This window comes from Pantoea sp. E956-1, from assembly GCF_982223955.1.
Genome location: NZ_CEUYZP010000001.1, coordinates 1,360,098 through 1,379,441 on the forward strand (window position 1 = coordinate 1,360,098; position 19,344 = coordinate 1,379,441).

General features: G+C 56.5%; 18 protein-coding genes. 7 read left to right on the top strand and 11 right to left on the bottom strand.

The window, feature by feature from the left end:
- Positions 1-52 precede the first annotated feature (52 nt).
- The 7 genes from cysA to AC0T7J_RS06550 form a co-directional block, all read right to left on the bottom strand.
- Entirely contained in the window at positions 53-1,141 is a 1,089-nt protein-coding gene (gene cysA, locus AC0T7J_RS06520) for a sulfate/thiosulfate ABC transporter ATP-binding protein CysA (protein WP_473792948.1), read from the bottom strand.
- Positions 1,131-2,006 carry a sulfate/thiosulfate ABC transporter permease CysW gene (cysW, locus tag AC0T7J_RS06525; RefSeq protein WP_473792950.1) on the bottom strand — a complete coding sequence of 292 codons (876 nt, stop codon included), beginning with the start codon at positions 2,004-2,006 and terminating at the stop codon, positions 1,131-1,133. The genes cysA and cysW overlap by 11 nt, the downstream gene beginning before the upstream one ends.
- The gene (gene cysT, locus AC0T7J_RS06530) at positions 2,006-2,839 is read right to left on the bottom strand and encodes a sulfate/thiosulfate ABC transporter permease CysT (RefSeq protein WP_473792952.1); all 834 of its coding nucleotides are present in this window, start codon (positions 2,837-2,839) and stop codon (positions 2,006-2,008) included. Before cysT ends, cysW begins: the two co-directional genes overlap by 1 nt.
- Positions 2,839-3,855 carry a sulfate ABC transporter substrate-binding protein gene (locus AC0T7J_RS06535; RefSeq protein WP_473792954.1) on the bottom strand — a complete coding sequence of 339 codons (1,017 nt, stop codon included), beginning with the start codon at positions 3,853-3,855 and terminating at the stop codon, positions 2,839-2,841. Before AC0T7J_RS06535 ends, cysT begins: the two co-directional genes overlap by 1 nt.
- A gap of 252 nt (positions 3,856-4,107) precedes the next feature.
- On the bottom strand, positions 4,108-4,725 hold the full coding sequence (locus AC0T7J_RS06540) for an RpoE-regulated lipoprotein (RefSeq protein WP_473792956.1): 618 nt from the start codon (positions 4,723-4,725) through the stop codon (positions 4,108-4,110).
- Positions 4,726-4,790: 65 nt separating this feature from the next.
- A complete protein-coding gene (locus tag AC0T7J_RS06545; protein WP_010259942.1) occupies positions 4,791-5,258 on the bottom strand; it encodes a DUF2919 family protein in 468 nt (155 codons plus the stop codon).
- On the bottom strand, positions 5,248-5,673 hold the full coding sequence (locus tag AC0T7J_RS06550; RefSeq protein ID WP_473792958.1) for a GNAT family acetyltransferase: 426 nt from the start codon (positions 5,671-5,673) through the stop codon (positions 5,248-5,250). The genes AC0T7J_RS06545 and AC0T7J_RS06550 overlap by 11 nt, the downstream gene beginning before the upstream one ends.
- Before the next feature lie 207 nt (positions 5,674-5,880).
- Here AC0T7J_RS06550 and amiA point away from each other — a divergent pair, with 207 nt between their 5' ends.
- The 5 genes from amiA to ampH all read left to right on the top strand — a co-directional run bounded on the left by amiA (position 5,881) and on the right by ampH (position 12,518).
- A complete protein-coding gene (gene amiA, locus AC0T7J_RS06555; RefSeq protein WP_010259947.1) occupies positions 5,881-6,729 on the top strand; it encodes an N-acetylmuramoyl-L-alanine amidase AmiA in 849 nt (282 codons plus the stop codon).
- A gap of 99 nt (positions 6,730-6,828) precedes the next feature.
- Positions 6,829-7,743: an oxygen-dependent coproporphyrinogen oxidase gene (hemF, locus tag AC0T7J_RS06560; protein ID WP_010671360.1), complete on the top strand. Its 915-nt coding sequence runs from the start codon at positions 6,829-6,831 to the stop codon at positions 7,741-7,743.
- Positions 7,744-8,089: 346 nt separating this feature from the next.
- Positions 8,090-9,040 (top strand): transaldolase, encoded by a 951-nt coding sequence (gene tal, locus AC0T7J_RS06565; protein WP_010259954.1) that lies wholly within the window; start codon positions 8,090-8,092, stop codon positions 9,038-9,040.
- A gap of 57 nt (positions 9,041-9,097) precedes the next feature.
- Positions 9,098-11,098 carry a transketolase gene (gene tkt, locus AC0T7J_RS06570; protein WP_010259958.1) on the top strand — a complete coding sequence of 667 codons (2,001 nt, stop codon included), beginning with the start codon at positions 9,098-9,100 and terminating at the stop codon, positions 11,096-11,098.
- Positions 11,099-11,354: 256 nt separating this feature from the next.
- Positions 11,355-12,518, top strand: a complete 1,164-nt coding sequence (ampH, locus tag AC0T7J_RS06575; protein ID WP_010259962.1) for a D-alanyl-D-alanine-carboxypeptidase/endopeptidase AmpH — start codon at positions 11,355-11,357, stop codon at positions 12,516-12,518.
- On the opposite strand, the gene AC0T7J_RS06580 is transcribed toward ampH, so the two are convergent.
- From AC0T7J_RS06580 to AC0T7J_RS06595, 4 genes are all read right to left on the bottom strand, one after another.
- Positions 12,515-13,588, bottom strand: coding sequence for a DUF1176 domain-containing protein (locus AC0T7J_RS06580; protein ID WP_473792961.1), 1,074 nt, complete (start codon positions 13,586-13,588; stop codon positions 12,515-12,517). The genes ampH and AC0T7J_RS06580 overlap by 4 nt on opposite strands.
- Before the next feature lie 189 nt (positions 13,589-13,777).
- Entirely contained in the window at positions 13,778-14,356 is a 579-nt protein-coding gene (nudK, locus tag AC0T7J_RS06585; RefSeq protein WP_010259968.1) for a GDP-mannose pyrophosphatase NudK, read from the bottom strand.
- A gap of 142 nt (positions 14,357-14,498) precedes the next feature.
- Positions 14,499-15,995 carry an L-asparagine permease gene (ansP, locus tag AC0T7J_RS06590; RefSeq protein ID WP_473792963.1) on the bottom strand — a complete coding sequence of 499 codons (1,497 nt, stop codon included), beginning with the start codon at positions 15,993-15,995 and terminating at the stop codon, positions 14,499-14,501.
- Between the two features lie 279 nt (positions 15,996-16,274).
- The gene (locus AC0T7J_RS06595; protein WP_473792965.1) at positions 16,275-16,547 is read right to left on the bottom strand and encodes a YdgH/BhsA/McbA family protein; all 273 of its coding nucleotides are present in this window, start codon (positions 16,545-16,547) and stop codon (positions 16,275-16,277) included.
- 254 nt (positions 16,548-16,801) lie between these two features.
- On the opposite strand from AC0T7J_RS06595, the gene narQ reads away from it, so the two are divergent.
- Positions 16,802-18,490 (top strand): nitrate/nitrite two-component system sensor histidine kinase NarQ, encoded by a 1,689-nt coding sequence (narQ, locus tag AC0T7J_RS06600; RefSeq protein ID WP_473792967.1) that lies wholly within the window; start codon positions 16,802-16,804, stop codon positions 18,488-18,490.
- 137 nt (positions 18,491-18,627) lie between these two features.
- Complete coding sequence (gene narL, locus AC0T7J_RS06605) at positions 18,628-19,257, top strand: two-component system response regulator NarL (protein WP_473792969.1); 630 nt, start codon at positions 18,628-18,630, stop codon at positions 19,255-19,257.
- Positions 19,258-19,344 lie beyond the last annotated feature (87 nt).

Sequence of the window (19,344 nt, forward strand, 5' to 3'; positions counted from 1 at the left end):
ATGCGAAAAAAAGGCGGAAGTGACACTCCCGCCCGGTGTTGATGAGAAAATATCAGGCGCTTTGTGCAAAGGCAACTGCGCGCAGTGGCGTATCGCCCTTATAGAGACGCGCCTGCTGCAAGCCAACAAACAGACGCTCGCCGCGAATCGGCGCTGTCTGCTCACCTTCAAACACCACTGAGACCGGCTCGCTCTGCCAGCCAGTAGGCTGGACAACAAGCTGCCAGAAGTGTCCGCGTGGACTGACTTCCAGTACCTGTACCGGCAGCGGGGTTTCGAGGCTGCTACGGCGTGACACGTCGATTTCCCAAGGACGCAGGAACAACTCAACCGCGCCCTGGTGGGCCGAGGTATAGCCCAGCGGCCAGTGGTGCGCGCCGACGTGGAACTGCGATCCCTGAATCTCGCCATCAAAGCGGTTCACTTCACCCAGGAATTCCAGCACAAAACGGGTCGCCGGATCGCGCCACACATCATCTGGCGTGCCGACCTGTTCAATGTTGCCCTGGCTCATCACCACCACGCGATCCGCCACTTCCATCGCCTCTTCCTGGTCGTGAGTCACGAACACGCTGGTAAATTTCAGCTCTTCATGCAGCTGACGCAGCCAGCGGCGCAGCTCTTTACGCACCTGAGCATCCAGCGCGCCAAAGGGTTCATCCAGCAGCAGAATTTGTGGTTCAACCGCTAACGCACGCGCCAGCGCCACACGCTGTTTCTGGCCGCCCGACAGCTGTGCCGGGAAGCGATTCGCCAGATGGGCCAGCTGCACCATCTCCAGCAGGCGGGTAACACGCTGTTTGATCTCCGCCGTGGAAGGACGCTCACGACGTGGCAGCACGGTCAGGCCAAAGGCGATGTTGTCGAATACCGTCATATGACGGAACAGCGCGTAGTGCTGGAAGACAAAACCGACCTGGCGATCGCGCGCATGCAGGCGGCTGACATCGTTACCATGAAAACGGATTTGACCGCTGTTCTGATGCTCCAGCCCGGCAATGATGCGCAGCAGCGTGGTTTTACCCGAGCCTGATGGGCCAAGCAGCGCCACCATTTCACCCGAGGCAATATCCAGAGAGATATCGTTCAGCACCGATGTGCGACCAAAGGATTTGTTGATCTTGTTAATCTCAATGCTCATGATTTCCCTCCTGTTGCAGGCGTTTGTGCTGTTGCTCTAAACGCCACTGCACAATACTTTTCAGAAACAGCGTCACAATTGCCATCAGGGTTAACAGGGCGGCCGCGGTAAACGCGCCAACGGTGTTGTAGTCCTGATGCAATAATTCAACCTGAAGCGGTAACGTGTAGGTCTCACCGCGAATCGATCCCGATACCACCGAGACCGCACCAAATTCACCAATCGCACGGGCGTTGGTCAGCACGATGCCATACAGCAGCGCCCAGCGAATGTTCGGCAGCGTAACGCGGCGGAACATCTGCCAGCCAGAGGCGCCCAGCAACACCGCCGCTTCATCTTCGTGACTGCCCTGACTCAGCATCACCGGGACCAGTTCGCGCACCACAAACGGACAGGTCACAAACACCGTCGCCAGCACCATGCCAGGCCAGGCAAACATAATCTGGATGTTATGCGCATCCAGCCAGCCGCCTGCCGGGCCATTAACCCCCCAGAACAGCAGATACATCAGACCGGCCACGACCGGTGACACGGCAAAAGGAATATCAAACAGGGTCAGCAGCAACTGACGCCCCGGAAAGGTAAAGCGCGTCACCAGCCAGGCGAGCAGCGTGCCGAACACCAGGTTAACCGGTACGGTGATCAGCGCCACCATTACGGTCAGCCAGATGGCGTGCAGCATGTCCGGATCCGCCAGATTGCTGAGAGCGACAATCAGCCCCTGATTCAGCGCTTCCCAGAAGATGGAGGCCATCGGCACCACCAGCAGCAGAATCGAGATCAGCGCGCCGATGCCAATCAGCAGCCACTTGCCCCAGTTCACTGGCTGACGGGCAACGTGATTAATTTGTGAAACCTCAGCCATTAGTGACCTCCCAGACGACGGCCAAAGCGGCTCTGTAATGTGTTAATCGCAAATAACAGAATCAGCGATGCCGCCAGGATCACCGAGGCGATGGCGCTGGCCGCCGGATAGTCAAACTCCTGCAGCCGGACAAAAATCATCAGCGAGGTGACTTCCGTTTTCCAGGCGATGTTACCGGCAATAAAGATCACCGCACCAAATTCACCCAGGCTGCGGGTAAAGGAGAGCGCCGTTCCGGCGAGCAGCGCCGGTGCCACTTCCGGCAACACGACGCGTCGGAAGCTCTGCCACGGCGTGGCACCCAGCGTTTCGGCCGCCTCTTCATACTCCGGACCTAACTCTTCCAGCACCGGCTGTACGGTACGCACCACAAACGGAATGCTGGTAAAGGCCATGGCGATGGCGATACCAAGCCAGGTGTAAGAGATTTTGATGTCGAACTGAGCAAACCACTGTCCATACCAGCCGTTGACCGAAAAGAGTCCGGCCAGGGTCAGACCTGCCACCGCCGTAGGCAGGGCAAATGGCAGATCCATCAGGCCATCCAGCAGCGTCCGGCCCGGAAAACGGTAACGGGTCAGGATCCATGCCATCAGCATGCCGAACACCGCATTAAACAGCGAGGCGACGCCTGCAGAGAGCAGCGTGACTTTATAGGCGGCAATCAGCTGCGGATTGGTCACCACATCCCAGTACTGTTGCAGCGTCATCTGTGACAGCTGCATGATCACTGCGCTGATAGGCAGCAGCAGGATCAGACAGGTAAAGAGCAGGCTGGTGCCGAGGCTGAGACCAAAGCCGGGCAACACACGTTTCTGGCTGGCTGCAAACATTATCCGCGCCCCGCCGCTAATAACTTATCGAGCTCACCGCCGCTGACGAAGTGCGTCTTCATTACTTTATCCCAGCCGCCAAACGCCTCTTCCACCCGGAACAGACTGGTCTGCGGGAAGCGATCTTTCTGCTCCGCCATCAGCTGTGGATTGTTCACGCGATAGTAGTAGTGAGTAATAATATTCTGCGCTTCAGGCGTGTAGAGATAGTTCAGATAAGCGCTGGCCGCATCAGCGGTTTTATTGGTGGCGACGTTTTTATCCACCCATGCCACCGGAAACTCCGCCAGAATATTGGTTTTCGGCACCACCACTTCATACTCATCTTTGCCGTACTGGTTGCGGATGTTATTCACTTCGGACTCAAAGCTAATTAATACGTCGCCCAGGCCACGCTCAGCAAAGGTCGTGGTCGCACCGCGACCGCCGGTGTCGAACACTTCAACGTTTTTCAGGAATTGCGTCATAAAGGCACGGGTTTTGGCCTGATCGCCCCCGTCCGCTTTATCCGCTGCGCCCCAGGCGGCCAGATAGGTATAGCGGCCATTACCGGAGGTTTTCGGATTCGGGAAAATCAGCTTCACATCACTGCGGGTCAAATCTGACCAGTCGTGAATCTGTTTTGGATTCCCTTTGCGCACCAGAAACGCCATGGTGGAGTAGAAAGGCGAGCTGTTATTCGGCAGACGGCTTTTCCAGTCTGCGGCAATCAGGTTGCCTTTATCGTGCAGCACCTGCACATCCGTAACCTGATTGTACGTGACGACATCCGCGCGCAGTCCCTGCAGGATAGCCAGCGCCTGCTTCGATGAACCGGCGTGCGACATCTTAATGGTCAGGGGATCGCCGGGATGGCTGGCATCCCACTGTTTAACGAAGGGAGCATTCAGGGCGACAAACAGCTCCCGCGAAACATCGTAAGAGCTATTAAGAAGTTCAGTGGCATTGGCTGCGCCGGCCAGGCTCAGCGACAACGCGATACCGCTCACGATTTTTTTCATCGCTTGTAATGTCATTTGGCACCCTGAAAAAGTTTGATGCGGATCTCACCCGCTGAGGCACCAGTTTATTTATAACTCAGTGAAAACCAGTAACGGTTTTATATATCGTTTGATGATTTCAAAGTCGAAAAAAGCATAAGACAACGGCAGTATTTATGCAGAAATCAGCAAAAGCCGATGGGGAGGAGAAATCCCGTGCCACGGGCGGCGGCAAGGGTCTGGAAGGCTCAGCGGCCGCCTGACGGGCGGCGCGCTGAAGACGAGGGATTAACGCTGCCAGACAATCTTGCTGATTTTCCAGCTTTTCAGCGTATCGTCAGAGGGCATTAATCCCTCCGGTCCATGCCAGTCACCCTGATAAACATAGGTCAGATGCTGACTGCCAGGCGCACGGCACGCCACGTCACGCGCATCGGTGCCGCTGGCTAAGGTGCAGTTGTCGAAGGCTTTGCTGAACTTATTACTGAAGGCATCGCCCACTTTGCTTCCATCGCTGCTGGCGATTGCGCTGTCCATGACCTCAATACGTTCGACCTGCGACTGCCCGTAAATCACCAGCTTAACGTTGCCATCATCCAGCGCCTGCCAGAAAGAGACTACCTGACCATTCTGGCTGCGCATGCCCTGACGCAGGCTATAGTCACCGTTGAGTCCGGCATTAATCGCGTCCTCTTTCATGGCGGTCGAGGCAGTTAACCCGCCCACACCCTGTTCAGTCGCGCTCAGCGAGGAACCGAACCAGTTCCACGGCAGCGCCGAAGACCAGTGATACGTCAGCGGATTCCACCAGCTTGCCTGCTGGCTGCTGTCAGCGCCGGAACCCGAACTGGCACAGCCGCTCAGTACAACAGCGGCGATCAGTAGCGTGGAACGAACAGCTTTCATGAGAACTCCTGTAAATGCGATGCCGGAAAGGCGGAACTGATTGGAGTCGCAAAGCGACAAAAAGTTTAGTGAAGATGATGTTCGGGCAGAAAGCAGTCGCGACAGCGGCGGCTGGATTGCAGCCAGATCAGCGCCAGCAGGTCAAAGAGCGTCAGCAGCAATGGCAGCGGTGAGGTGAGCAGATCGCCCTGCACAAACTGCATTCCCTGCCAGAGCAGATTCACCAGCAGTGACAGCGCCAGCACGCTGCGCCAGTGCTGCCAGAGTCGCGGCAGGCGCGTGCGATACCCGGTCAACAGCAGGCCCGCCAGCGCCGGTAAACCCAGCGCAAGACCGATCCAGAACGCCTGACGATCGGGATAGAACAGCGCCAGCAGATCGTTGCCCTGCTGCCGTGACGCACCGGCCATCACCAGCAGCAGCCAGGTCCGCGCCTGGAGTAACAGGATCAGCCAAAAAAGAAACGGCAGCCGTAGCTGCCCTCTGGCGTCATACTCGTCCGGCAGATAGCCCGGTGACGGCTTAGTATTCACGATCTTCGATCAGACGTTTACCAAACAGCAGCGCATCGACCGGCTCATAATCAAGCTTCTCATAGAACGCCACCACCTGATCATTCTCTTCACGGATCATCAGATGCAATTTCGGACAGCCGCGCGCGATAAGCTTCTTCTCCAGACGGTTCATCAGCGCATTCGCAAAGCCGCGTCCCTGATAGTCGGGATGCACGGCCAGATAGTAAGCCGCGCCGCGATGGCCATCATAGCCGCCCATCAGTGTGCCAACGACCACGCCGCCCACTTCAGCGACCATAAAGAGATCGGGGTCGTGATTCATTTTGCGTTCGATATCCAGCTCCGGATCGTTCCATGGCCGTAACAAATCGCAACGTTCCCATAAGGTGATCACTTCTTCAAAATCTTCCTGGCGGAAGGCGCGGATTTCCATCTTCTTTACCTGCAAATAAGCACAATTTGCTGATTATCACGCATTCTCTGCCGCACGCAACCCTCCATGACGGGCGACAAATAAAAAAGCGCAAATTTACTGTTCGCGACCTGCAATACAAAGTAATGCCCTGAAATGCTTCTGTGATCGCAGGCAGCAGCCCCTTAGGCTATAACACCGGCAAGATTCCTGTTACCGGACCCGCACATGCACCTGCTTAAACGTTTGATTCATCGCCGTCAGTTACTGCTTTCCGGGCTGGCTCTGGCCATTTTATCGCCGCGCGCGGTTCAGGCTAAAGAGCAGTCTGCACTTACTGGTGCAAATCGTCACTCGCGCCCTGCCCCGCCCGCAAAGAACGGGAAACGTATCGTGATGATCGACCCCGGTCACGGCGGCATCGACTCTGGTGCCGTTGGCGAAGAGGGTTCCGAAGAGAAACACATCGTGCTGGAGATTGCCGGTAACGTGCAGCGTCAGCTACAGAGCCATCCGCGCATAGAAGTGCGTCTGACCCGCGACAGCGACCACTTTATTCCGCTCTATCAGCGGGTGGAGATCGCCCACCAGCACGGCGCAGATCTCTTTATGTCGATTCATGCCGACGGTTTTACCAGTCCCGATGCAAGCGGTGCCTCGGTGTTTGCGCTTTCTAATCGCGGTGCCAGCAGCTCGATGGCGCGTTATCTGTCACAGCGTGAGAACGATGCGGACAAGCTGGGTGGCGTGAAAGCGCAGCAGCAGGATCACTATCTGCAGCAGATCCTGTTCGATCTGGTGCAGACGGACACTATTAAGAACAGCCTGACGCTGGGCAAACATGTACTGGATCAGATCCGCCCTGTGCATCATCTTCACAGCCAGCACACCGAGCAGGCGGCCTTCGCGGTACTCAAGTCACCGTCGATACCCTCGGTGCTGGTTGAGACTTCCTTTATTACCAATCCGCGTGAAGAGCAGCTGCTCGGCACCACCGCGTTTCGCCAGAAAATTGCCTCGGCTATTGCCAGTGGCATCGTCAATTACTTTGATGAGTTTGATCGCCGCAACGCCTGATACGTGTCGCCGGTTTACGCCGTGCGACTCGCCGCACTCATGCAAGCGGCGCGGTTTTGCGTATAATCGCGTCAGACTAAACCTACGGTAAGCGAAAAGATGGCTGATATTTCCCGCGTAAAAGCGTTCCTGCTCGCATTGCAGGATGAGATTTGTAACCAGCTGGCGGCTGAAGATGGCGGCGCAGCGTTTGCCGAAGATAGCTGGCAGCGTCCCGGCGGCGGCGGCGGTCAGAGCCGCGTCCTTCGCAACGGCGCGGTGTTTGAGCAGGCGGGCGTCAACTTCTCGCACGTGCATGGCGATCAGATGCCGGCATCCGCCACAGCACACCGGCCGGAACTGGCGGGCCGGAGCTTTGAAGCGATGGGCGTGTCACTGGTGATCCATCCGAACAATCCCTATGTGCCCACCAGCCACGCCAACGTGCGCTTTTTTATCGCCGAGAAACCGGGTGCCGATCCCGTCTGGTGGTTTGGTGGCGGATTTGACCTGACCCCTTTTTATGGCTTCGAAGAAGATGCGCTGCACTGGCACCAGACCGCCGCTGACCTCTGCCAGCCTTTTGGCGAGGATGTCTATCCGCGCTATAAAAAGTGGTGTGATGACTATTTCTACCTGAAGCATCGTGATGAGCAGCGCGGCATTGGCGGCCTGTTTTTTGACGATCTCAACACGCCCGACTTTGAGCAAAGCTTCAGCTTTATGCAGGCGGTTGGCCGCGGCTTTATGGATGCCTATCGGCCGATTGTGGCGCGCCGTAAAGATCACCCGTGGGGCGATCGTGAGCGCCAGTTCCAGCTCTACCGCCGTGGTCGCTATGTGGAGTTTAATCTGGTGTGGGACCGCGGCACGCTGTTTGGTCTGCAGACCGGCGGTCGCACTGAGTCGATCCTGATGTCGATGCCCCCGCTGGTGCGCTGGGAATATGATTATCAGCCCGATGCCGACTCACCTGAAGCCGCCCTCTATCGCGATTTCCTGCCGGTAAAGAACTGGCTGAACCTGCCAGTCTGATCGTTTCTGCCGCTGCAGCGCGGGTCTCAACCCGCGCTGCGCTTACCTCTCGCCTGATCGGCCTCTTCTTTTTTACAGGGCAAAGATTGCTACAGTGTGGCCTGCGTCATTCCTCCTGACTGCTATGCTTATGGGTGGAATATGGCGCACCCCACGGTTAACACCGCATGACGGCTCCTTCGCACCGCCTCGCAGCGCAACAATCAGAGAAACCGCATGTTCATCAGAAACTCTCTGTTGCAATGTTATGGGTTCGCGTTCCCGGTAGCAGAACATGCCACAGACCGGCTGCGAGGCCTGAGGTGCCCCCTGTTCGCTTTCATTTTTCTTTTCAAGGAGTTTAGAGATGAACCAGCTAGAAGCCCTAAAACAGTTCACCACCGTGGTGGCGGACAGTGGTGATATCGAATCGATTCGTAATTACCATCCGGAAGACGCCACCACCAACCCCTCACTCATTCTGAAAGCGTCCGGTCTCGAAGGGTATAAGCACCTGATGGATGACGCGATTGAGTACGCCAAAAAACAGGGCGGCAGCAAAGAGACGCAGATTATTAACGCCAGCGACAAAGTGGCGATCAACCTTGGTATGGAAATCCTGAAAAGCATACCGGGCCGTGTTTCGACCGAAGTGGATGCGCGCCTCTCCTTCGATCGTGGCATGTGTGTGACCAAAGCAGAAAAACTGATTCGGATGTATGAAGAGCACGGTATCGATCGCTCACGCGTACTGATTAAGCTGGCCTCGACCTGGGAAGGCATCCGCGCTGCGGAAGAGCTGGAGAAAAACGGCATTCAGTGCAACCTGACACTGCTCTTCTCCTTTGCTCAGGCGCGTGCCTGTGCCGAAGCGGGCGTGTTCCTGATCTCCCCGTTCGTTGGCCGCATCTACGACTGGTATAACTCGCGCAAACCCATGGACCCCTACGTGGCGGATGAAGATCCGGGCGTGAAATCCGTGCGTCGCATCTACGATTACTACAAAAAGCACCGTTACAGCACCATCATCATGGGCGCCAGCTTCCGTAAAGTGGAGCAGATTATCGCGCTGGCAGGCTGCGACCGCCTGACCCTGTCACCTAACCTGCTGGAAGAGTTGCAGAACAGTGATGCGCCGCTTGAGCGCAAACTGGAGCCTTCAACTGAAGGTTTCCACCAGCCGTCGCCGCTCTCTGAAGCGGAGTTCCGCTGGGAACATAATCAGGATCCGATGGCAGTTGAAAAACTCTCTGACGGCATCCGCCAGTTCGCGGTTGACCAGCAGAAGCTGGAAGATGTGCTCGCCGCACGCCTGTAGTCTTTATTTTAGTCGGGCGGGACTTTCCCGCCCTGATGCATAACAAGGGAGAACTTTATGTCCTCACGCAGAGAGTTGGCAAACGCGATTCGTGCACTGAGCATGGATGCGGTACAGAAGGCAAACTCAGGCCACCCCGGTGCGCCAATGGGAATGGCCGATATCGCCGAAGTGTTGTGGCGCGACTTCCTCCAGCATAATCCGACCAATCCCGCCTGGCTTGATCGCGACCGCTTTATCCTCTCCAACGGCCACGGCTCAATGCTGCTTTATAGCCTGCTGCACCTGAGCGGTTATGACCTGCCGATTGAAGAGCTGAAAAATTTCCGTCAGCTGCACTCTAAAACGCCAGGTCACCCGGAAATCGGCTACACCCCTGGCGTTGAAACCACCACCGGCCCGCTGGGTCAGGGACTGGCTAACGCCGTGGGCTTAGCGATTGCAGAACGCACGCTGGCCGCGCAGTTTAACCGTCCGGATCATGAGATTGTCGATCACCACACCTATGTGTTTATGGGCGATGGCTGTCTGATGGAAGGCATCTCGCACGAAGTCTGTTCACTGGCGGGGACTCTGGGTCTCGGCAAACTGATTGGCTTCTATGACCATAACGGCATCTCGATCGATGGCGAGACCGAAGGCTGGTTTACTGACGACACCCACAAACGCTTTGAGTCCTACAACTGGCATGTGATTGGCGACATTGACGGCCATGACGCTGATGCCATTCGTGAGGCGATCAAAGAAGCGCAGAGCGTCACCGATAAGCCTTCACTGATTATCTGCCGCACCATTATCGGTTTCGGTTCGCCGAACAAAGCCGGTAAAGAGGAGTCGCACGGCGCGGCGCTGGGTGAGGCAGAAGTTGCCCTGACCCGCAAACAGCTCGGCTGGAACTATCCGGCGTTTGAGATCCCGGCTGAAATCTACCAGCAGTGGGATGCCAAAGCGGCGGGTGCTGAACGCGAAAAAGCCTGGGATGCAAAATTTGCGGCTTATAAAGAAGCCCATCCTGAGCTGGCGAAAGAGTATGAGCGCCGGATGAATGGCGAAATGCCCGCGAACTGGGAAACCGAAGCGACCCGGTTCATTCAGGAGTTGCAGGCTAACCCGCAGAAAATCGCCAGCCGTAAAGCGTCACAAAACTCGCTGGAAGCCTACGGCAAAATGCTGCCGGAGTTCCTGGGGGGGTCTGCTGACCTGGCACCGAGTAACCTCACCATCTGGTCTGGTTCTAAATCGATCAAAGAAGATCCGGCCGGTAACTACATTCACTACGGCGTACGTGAATTTGGTATGACGGCGATTGGTAACGGTATCGCGCACCATGGCGGTTTTGTTCCCTACACCGCAACCTTCCTGATGTTTGTCGAATATGCGCGAAACGCCGCGCGCATGGCTGCACTGATGAAGGCACGACAGATTCTGGTCTACACCCATGACTCCATCGGTCTGGGCGAAGATGGTCCGACGCACCAGCCGGTTGAGCAGATCGCCAGCCTGCGTCTGACACCAAATATGAGCGTATGGCGTCCGTGCGATCAGGTCGAAACCGCTGTAGCGTGGAAAGCCGCCGTCGAACGTCATCACGGCCCGACTGCGCTGATCCTCTCTCGTCAGAATCTGCTGCAGCCGGAACGTACTCCGGAGCAGATCGAAAACATCAAACGCGGCGGCTATGTGCTGAAAGATTGCGACGGCACACCAGAAGTGATTCTGATCGCAACCGGTTCAGAGATTGAGATCACCCTGGGTGCAGCGGACAAGCTCACTTCAGGCGGTCACAAGGTGCGGGTGGTTTCACTGCCTTCTACTGACCTGTTTGATGCGCAGGATGCCGCTTACCGCGAATCCGTACTGCCGAGCGGCGTGAAGGCGCGTGTGGCGGTAGAAGCGGGTATTGCTGACTACTGGTTCAAGTATGTCGGTCTGGACGGTGCGATTGTCGGTATGACCACCTTTGGTGAATCGGCCCCGGCCAGTCAGCTGTTCCCGGAGTTTGGCTTCACGGTTGAGAATATCGTCAGCCATGCTGAAGCATTACTCAAGCCAGTTTAATGCTTATGCCCTTCCCGGCTCACCGGGAAGGGCCATTTCCACTTATAGCCTGCTACATAAAAAAAACTCCATTCCCCTCTTCCCGCCCTGCGCAAACTCATTACTATAGAGCCGTCATACTTAATGCTGCCTGTGCGCTGGCTGTCCGTCTTTTCCTGCTGTCGTTCTGTCGGGATAATGCGGTTCTGACCTGATGCATCCCGATGAATGAAGGCAGATTTCCTCCGATTTTATAGCGAAGCCACTTCCGTTGAACATGCGCACACCCTATTTACTGGCCCTGATGGTTTCACTGCTTCCATTAAAAAGCATGGCGCAGGTCGCGCCCGATCCGCTGCTGGCCTCTCAGATTGTTGATCGCTATGCGGAACATATCTTTTACGGCAGCGGTGCAACCGGCATGGCACTGGTGGCGATTGATGGCAATCAGCGGGTGTTCGCCAGCTTTGGGGAAACCCGTCCTGGCAACAATGTCCGTCCGCAGAAAGATTCGCTGATTCGCATCGCCTCGCTGAGTAAGCTGATGACCAGTGAAGTGATGGTGAAACTGGCTGAGCGCGGACAGATTCGCCTTGACGATCCCCTGAGTAAATATGCGCCACCGGGTTCACGCGTGCCCACCTACAATGGTCAGCCCATTCGCCTGATCAACCTCTCGACCCACACCAGCGGACTGCCGCGCGAACAGCCTGGCGGCAAAGCGCAGCGTCCGGTATTTGTCTGGCCGACCCGGGGTGAACGCTGGGCGTGGCTGTCGCGCGCGAACCTTAAAGCGGCACCGGGCAGCAGTGCCGCCTACTCCAACCTGGGCTACGATCTGCTGGGTGATGCGCTGTCGCGTGCCACCGGCAAACCCTATCCGGCGCTGTTTCAGCAGCTGATTACCCGCCCGCTCGGCATGAAGGACACGACGTTTACGCCGTCACCTGAGCAGTGTGGACGCCTGATGGTGGCGGAAAAAGGGGCCAGTCCGTGCAATAACACCCTGGCGGCGATTGGCAGCGGCGGCGTTTACTCAACGCCGGATGATATGGGCCGCTGGATGCAGCAGTTCCTTAACTCTTCGGTTAACCACCGCACGCCGCAGATCGATCGACTGCAAACGTTGATCTATCGTCGCGATCAGCTGAGCAAAGTAGAAGGCATGGATGTGCCGGGCAAAGCGGATGCGCTGGGGATGGGCTGGGTCTTTATGGGGCCGAAAAATGGTCGCCCTGGCATTATTCAGAAAACCGGCGGCGGCGGCGGTTTCATCACCTATATGGCGATGGTGCCGCAGCATAACGTGGGAGTATTTGTGGTGGTGACACGCTCGCCGCTGACCCGCTTTACGCCAATGAGCGACGGCGTGAATAATATGCTGGCCGAACTGGTCGGCAATCAGCTTGGCTCACCGATGATGGTGCAGGCGATTCGTTAACGCTGCTGTACGCCACCGTCAGACTGGCTGACCCACAGGGTTGGCCAGTCATCACTGCTGTGCCAGGCGTCACAGGTCGACTCTTCCGCATACTCCGCTAACACAAAACGCGTGCCATCAAACTGCCAGCGTGTGGCACTGCCGCAGTCACCCAATCCACGTCCTTTACCAAAGGTATAGAGCTGGCCGCTGGCCGCATCATATTCGGCGTTAATCAGCTCAAGCTGCCGATCGCTGGCACCGGGTGGGGTAAACGGCAGAGTTAAAGTGATGCCGCGCGCCACGTAGGGCTGGTTGCGCGTCACTTCAAACGCCAGATCGATCACGTTATAAGCCCCCATTTCACAACTCACCAGCAGCAGCGCACGCTGATCGGTGAGTGGCGCCACGCTGACTTCACGGCGCAACGGATCGAGTGAACAGGAGTCGGTATTGACCCGCCAGGTGCCGTAATCAATTAATCCGCTGGTCTCGTCGCGCGTTAATGCGGGGGGAGGCTCGACAGCAGGCGGCAATGGCGGCAGCGCAGGCGGCGGCGGAACATCCCAGCTGGCGCGATCGCCACGTTTGATCCACGCGCTCATGCTGTTAACGCGGCCCTGAGTGTCATCCATCAGCAACAGCGCGGCCTTCATACCGCGCAGTGAGATCAGCGCGTTGGGATCAAAAGTGAGCTGAAGGGCTTTCGCCTCCATCACCAGATCAAGAAACTCATTGATTGCGATGGCATTGCTGGTGGCGAGATGGTGCGGTTCAACCGTCCAGTGTTTGAGGTCGGGTTTCAGACGGCGCTGATCCAGTAGCAGGTTATCCTGAAGCGAACCGCCCGGCAGCGCGCCACTGTAGGCACTGCCGTAGTCGATTCGCAGCAAGGGGCGATCGTTGACGCCCGCATGCCGCGAAATCGTCATCACTAGTCCTTTGTCGCCCGGAATATTGCGCGCTACGCAAAAGGCTTCATTGTTGCAGGTGATTTGCCAGTCGTTGAATGACTTTTGCAACGGTTCCGCCTGAACACAGGCAACCCACAGAGACGGCAACAGCCACAGCGATTTCATCCAATACGACATTAAGTAAATCGATCCCCGAATACCCAGAGTGGAGAGGATAGCGCATCAACAGGCCTGCCAGGGTTCCCATTCTGTGAACCTGTGCAAAAAGCGCAGTCAACTGCTTAAAAAGCATGCATGTGAAGTGGGTAATGCTTCACTTTCCACGATCAACCCTGTCACGCCGCAACAGGCTAACTGCATGATTTTTTATGGTATCAGCCAGCCAGCAATCTGTGCATGCTGCAACAGCATGACGGTTTTGCCGTCGCGAATGCGGCCATCGGCGACCATCGCCAGCGCATCAGGGAAAGGCAGTTCCAGCACGTCGATCGACTCATCTTCAACGCCGCCACCCGCATTGTCACGCAGCGATTCATTATATTCTGCCGCGAAAAAGTGGATCAATTCAGTGACGCCGCCCGGCGACATATAGCAGGCATAGAGTTTCTCTACCTCGCCCACCGCATACCCGGTCTCTTCAATCGCCTCTTTGCGAATGCAATCTTCCGGGGAGTCGTCGTCCAGCAAGCCAGCGCAGGCTTCGATTAACATGCCGCCTTCGTTACCGTTGACGTAAGTGGCGATACGGAACTGGCGCGTCAGGACCACGCTATTCTTTTCACGGTTATAGAGCAGGATGGTCGCCCCGTTTCCACGATCGTAGACTTCGCGTTTATGGCGGATAACCTCGCCACGACGATCGGTGATCTCATAGGTGTAGTTACGCAGCACAAACCAGTTTTCAGACAGAAGCTTATCTTTGATGATGTTGATCTTAAACGACATGAGCACTCCGCTACCGCATAAAGGGAGCCTTTCATCATAGGGGCAAGCTTGCGGGAAAACTATCTTAATTCGCGGTGTGACAGGGGCGGTTGGCGGACAAAAAAAGCCAGCCCGGAGGCTGGCCTGATTGCTGCAGAGCTTATCAGCGTGAGGTGTCGTCAGCCAGTCGGGTCGGCTGAGGCTCCTCTTCGTGATGATCCTGTTCGGTCTCAGCTATGGCGTGAACACGCTTACGCACGCCAAACCATCCCAGCACCAGCAATAACGCGATCAGCGGAATGGAGGCGATGGTGTAAGTCCCGTTCGGGTAGTCAAACGCCATCAGCACCAGCACGCTGAACAGGAACAGCAGCGTCAGCCATGAGGTAAACGGCGCGCCTGGCAGCTTGAAGCTGACATCATCCGCCTTGCCCTCTTTAATCGCTTTGCGCAGACGCAGCTGACAAACCACGATAAAGGCCCAGGAGGAGATAATACCCAGCGAGGCGACGTTCAGGACGATCTCAAACACCTGAGAAGGCACATAGTAGTTAAGCACCACACCAATCACATAGACGGCGATGGTCACCAGAATACCGGCATAAGGCACCTGCTGACCGTTCATCCTGGACATGAATTTCGGTGCAGAGCCACCCATCGACATGGAGCGCAGAATACGCCCGGTTGAGTAGAGGCCCGAGTTCAGGCTGGAGAGCGCCGCACTCAGCACTACGATATTCATGATGCTGCCAACGTAAGGCACGCCCAGCTTCGAGAAGAAGGTAACAAACGGACTCTGACCCGCCTGATAGGCGTTCCACGGCAGCAGCAGCACCAGCAGAACCACAGAGCCAACGTAGAACAGGCCAATACGCCAGATCACGCTGTTGATCGCTTTCGGCAGCATGGTTTTCGGGTCTTTACATTCGCCGGCTGCCGTACCTACCAGCTCGATAGAGGCAAAGGCAAACACTACACCCTGAATCAGCACCAGCGCAGGCAGTAAGCCGTGCGGGAACATGCCACCGTTATCGGTGATCAGATGGAAGCCGGTGCTGTTGCCATCCAGCGGTTTGCCGGTGCCAAGGAACACCACGCCCACCACCAGGAAGATCACAATCGCCAGTACTTTCACCAGCGCGAACCAGAACTCCATCTCGGCAAACCACTTTACGCCGATCATGTTCATGGTGCCGACAATAGCCAGCGCGCCCAGAGCGAACACCCATTGTGGCACATCACCAAACGCGCCCCAGTAGTGCATGTAGAGCGCGACGGCGGTGATATCGACGATGCCGGTCATCGCCCAGTTGACGAAGTACATCCAGCCCGCCACGTAGGAGGCTTTTTCACCCAGGAATTCTCGGGCATAGGAGACGAAGCTGCCGCTGCTGGGACGGTGTAACACCAGTTCGCCCAGCGCGCGCAGAATAAAGAAGGAGAAGATGCCACACACCAGATAGATGATGGCTAAGGCGGGGCCAGCAGCCTGCAAACGGCCACCTGCGCCCAGGAACAAACCGGTACCAATGGCACCGCCGATCGCAATCATCTGTACGTGACGGTTACCCATCGCCTTCTGGTAGCCGGCGTCATGAGAGTTGAGCCAGCGTCGTTTCGCAGCGCGCATCTCGCCTGGGGTTTTGTTTTTAGATTTCATAGCATTCCTGTTTGTCCTGACCATCAGTCGTCGCATCCCCATTTCAGGCGTAATGCCCTGTGAAATGGGGTATTTTCCTCTGTGCGTTTGCCCGTGAGTGAGTGCCAGGCAGCGCGGGAATTTACGGCGATGAATCCTACCCGTTCTGCAAGAACGAAGCAAAATATACCGGGCAGATGCACAGGCTGATTTGTAAGAATCCATCCTGATGCACAAAAACAAAAAAACCGGCCATTTTCAGGCCGGTAAAAGCTACAGGGATGGAACAGGAGGGTTGGGTTAGCGATAAATCTCTGCGGTGCCGCTCCACAGGCTGGAGTCGCCTGGGTTATCGACCCCGATAACGCGGTAATGACTGGCGCCCATCTCTTCCGCTTTTTGCGACAGCTGGCGATTCGCATCGTCCAGTGAGCCGCGAACGCCAGAGACCGAAACGCTACCGATGCTCTGCATACGCTGCGCCTGCGACTGATCGACCGGCGCGGCGGCGAAAGTGGCAAATGAGGCGGAAGCCAGTAATGCGCCCGCCAGGACAGCATTCAGCTTTTTCATTGGATGCTCCTTGATCTGTGATCGAGGTTGAGTTGATGACTGGATGAATTATTAGCGCTGCAATGAAAAGCAACATCGGGACGATGTAAACCTGTTCCTTTTTTAAGCGTGGAACAGCAGCACGTCCTGGGAACTGTCAGTTGCGGTCATTTTATGTGCGATGTGTAACGTCCTGTGCGATAAACAGGGGATGGATCATTTGCGTTACGTTAATGCGCTCTTATAATTCCCGCACTCTCAACAGGGCCATTCATGTGATTGTTAAACGTTCCATAACTCAAAGCATCGCTCAGGCGCTCAGCGCCATTGTCCTGCTGTCGCTGCTCACCACCGGTCTGGCATTAGTCACGCTCCTGAGTAGCCAGCGCGATGCGGAGGCGATCAATCTGGCAGGTTCACTGCGCATGCAGAGCTATCGTATGGCCTGGGATGCCAGCCGTCAGCCGCAAAACCTGGCTCATCATCTGGCGCGCTATCAGCAAACGCTGGATGCCCCGGTGCTGCAAAAACTTGATCGTCCCTGGGTACCCCGTGAAGTAAGTGTTCGCTATCAACGGCTGCGTGCCACATGGCCCTCGCTGCAGCAGCAGTTGCAACAGGGTGATACCGTGGCCTATCAGCAGCAGGTGCCGATCTACGTCGGTGAAATCGATCGCTTTGTGCTGGGTCTGCAACGCTATACCGAGTTGAAAATGCATCTGGTGGCCGCCAGCAGCCTGGTGGGGGTTATTGCGATTGTGGCGCTGGCTCTGATGACGATTCGCTTTACCCGACTGCAGGTGGTGCGCCCGCTTAATGCGCTGGTCACCGCCAGTCGCTATGTTGAGAGCGGCAACTTTGCTTTTCCGCCGCTGCACGTTGAGCAGCAGAATGAACTGCGGGTGCTGTCACATGCCTTCAGCGGCATGGCGGCACGTCTGCATTCGCACTACCAGTTGCTGGAAAGCACAGTGCGCGCCAAAACGGAAGATTTAACCCAGGCGAATCGCACGCTGTCGCTACTCTATGACAGCTCACAAATGCTGACCGCCAGCCCGCTGCATCCGGCACTGTTTGAAACCGTGTTAACCAATGTACTGACGCGCGAGAAACTGACGGCGATCCGGCTCGACAGTGACCAGTTTCAGTTTCGCGCCGGAGATGATCAGGCAGACGGTCAGTGGCAACGTCTGCCGTTACAGCAGGGCGAGCAGCAGATTGGTGAGCTGCGCTGGCAGACAGCGGGCGCCTCGCCTCCGGATGAACTGATGCGCAGCCTGGCGGCGATGCTGGGACGGGCTATCTGGATCTGGCAGGCACAGCAGCAGTATCAACAGATGCTGCTGATTGAAGAGCGCACAACCATTGCCCGGGAATTACATGACTCGCTGGCGCAGTCGCTCTCGTTTTTACGCATTCAGCTGACCCTGCTGCGCCGCGCCGTTGATAAAGACGATAGCGCCGCCCATACCATTATCGCTGACTTCGATCAGGCGCTGGCCGAGGCCTATCGCCAGCTGCGTGAGCTGCTGACCACCTTCCGTCTGACCATTGAGCAGGCGGATCTGGTGGCGGCGATGCAGGCGATGATCGCCTCGCTGCAGGAGAAGAGCAGCGCAGAGATACACTTTAACTATCAGACCGGCCTGCAGAGTCTGGAAGCACAACAGCAGGTGCATGTGTTGCAGATCGTCCGTGAGGCGCTGCTGAATGCGATTCGTCACGCCAGTGCGCAGGTTATCCGGGTGGATTATCAGCACAGTGAAAAAGGTGAGCACTTACTGACGATTACGGACGATGGCGTAGGAATGAACAGCACTGACGAACCGCCGGGCCATTACGGTCTGACGATTATGGCGGAGCGCGCGCAGCGCCTGAGCGGCCATCTGACCCTCCATGCTCAGCCAGGAGGTACACGGGTGGAGTTGCGCTTTCCACCGCAACCGGCGCGCCCGCTGGAATAGCAGGTCAGAGCGGGTCTTAATTCATTAAAATAATCTATCGGTATTCGACCGCGAGCTATTCGATACAGAACAGGGTGTTGTCCGTGAACAATACAGTCTGATCTGCCGCCGTCTGAAACCGATAAAACGGAGAAAATATGCAACAGCCCGTATTAACATTGATGATTGTGGATGACCACCCGCTGATGCGCCGCGGTGTCCGTCAGCTGCTGGCGCTCGATCCCCGGCTGGAGGTGATCGCCGAAGCCAGCAACGGCACTGAAGCGCTGGCTGAGGCCCGCCATCAGGAACCGGACATCATTCTGCTCGACCTGAATATGAAAGGCATGTCCGGACTGGATACGCTGAAGGCATTGCGCCATGAAGGGATCAGCTCGCGCATTCTGGTGCTGACCGTTTCTGACGCCCGCAGCGATATTTTTGCCATGGTGGATGCCGGTGCTGATGGTTATCTGCTTAAGGACAGCGAGCCGGAGGTCCTGCTGGCGCATATCCTGCAGGCATCGAGGGGTGAAAAGGTCTTCAGCGAGGGCGTCACCCGCTATCTGGCTAATCGCCAGCACAGTGCCGATCCTCTGCGTCAGCTCACCGAGCGCGAAAGGGATGTGCTGCAGGAGGTGGCGCGTGGCCTGTCGAATAAAGAGATTGCCGCTATTCTGCATATCTCTGAAGAGACCGTAAAAGTGCATATTCGTAACCTGCTGCGCAAACTGGATGTCCGCTCACGCGTCGCCGCCACGGTGATGTGGCTTGAAAGCCGCAAATAGCCAACGAATTTACATTTTCTCCTCAATTTCTCCACGATTTCCCCCGCTGCCGCACGTAGAGTAAACGGCGGCGGAGAATCGTGGCAA

Coding starts and splice junctions, on each gene's coding strand:
- cysA (WP_473792948.1), bottom strand. CDS start 1,141: ATGAGCATTGAGATTAACAAGATCAACAAATCCTTTGGTCGCACATCG.
- cysW (WP_473792950.1), bottom strand. CDS start 2,006: ATGGCTGAGGTTTCACAAATTAATCACGTTGCCCGTCAGCCAGTGAAC.
- cysT (WP_473792952.1), bottom strand. CDS start 2,839: ATGTTTGCAGCCAGCCAGAAACGTGTGTTGCCCGGCTTTGGTCTCAGC.
- AC0T7J_RS06535 (WP_473792954.1), bottom strand. CDS start 3,855: ATGACATTACAAGCGATGAAAAAAATCGTGAGCGGTATCGCGTTGTCG.
- AC0T7J_RS06540 (WP_473792956.1), bottom strand. CDS start 4,725: ATGAAAGCTGTTCGTTCCACGCTACTGATCGCCGCTGTTGTACTGAGC.
- AC0T7J_RS06550 (WP_473792958.1), bottom strand. CDS start 5,673: ATGGAAATCCGCGCCTTCCGCCAGGAAGATTTTGAAGAAGTGATCACC.
- amiA (WP_010259947.1), top strand. CDS start 5,881: ATGCACCTGCTTAAACGTTTGATTCATCGCCGTCAGTTACTGCTTTCC.
- hemF (WP_010671360.1), top strand. CDS start 6,829: ATGGCTGATATTTCCCGCGTAAAAGCGTTCCTGCTCGCATTGCAGGAT.
- tal (WP_010259954.1), top strand. CDS start 8,090: ATGAACCAGCTAGAAGCCCTAAAACAGTTCACCACCGTGGTGGCGGAC.
- tkt (WP_010259958.1), top strand. CDS start 9,098: ATGTCCTCACGCAGAGAGTTGGCAAACGCGATTCGTGCACTGAGCATG.
- ampH (WP_010259962.1), top strand. CDS start 11,355: ATGCGCACACCCTATTTACTGGCCCTGATGGTTTCACTGCTTCCATTA.
- AC0T7J_RS06580 (WP_473792961.1), bottom strand. CDS start 13,588: ATGTCGTATTGGATGAAATCGCTGTGGCTGTTGCCGTCTCTGTGGGTT.
- nudK (WP_010259968.1), bottom strand. CDS start 14,356: ATGTCGTTTAAGATCAACATCATCAAAGATAAGCTTCTGTCTGAAAAC.
- ansP (WP_473792963.1), bottom strand. CDS start 15,995: ATGAAATCTAAAAACAAAACCCCAGGCGAGATGCGCGCTGCGAAACGA.
- AC0T7J_RS06595 (WP_473792965.1), bottom strand. CDS start 16,547: ATGAAAAAGCTGAATGCTGTCCTGGCGGGCGCATTACTGGCTTCCGCC.
- narL (WP_473792969.1), top strand. CDS start 18,628: ATGCAACAGCCCGTATTAACATTGATGATTGTGGATGACCACCCGCTG.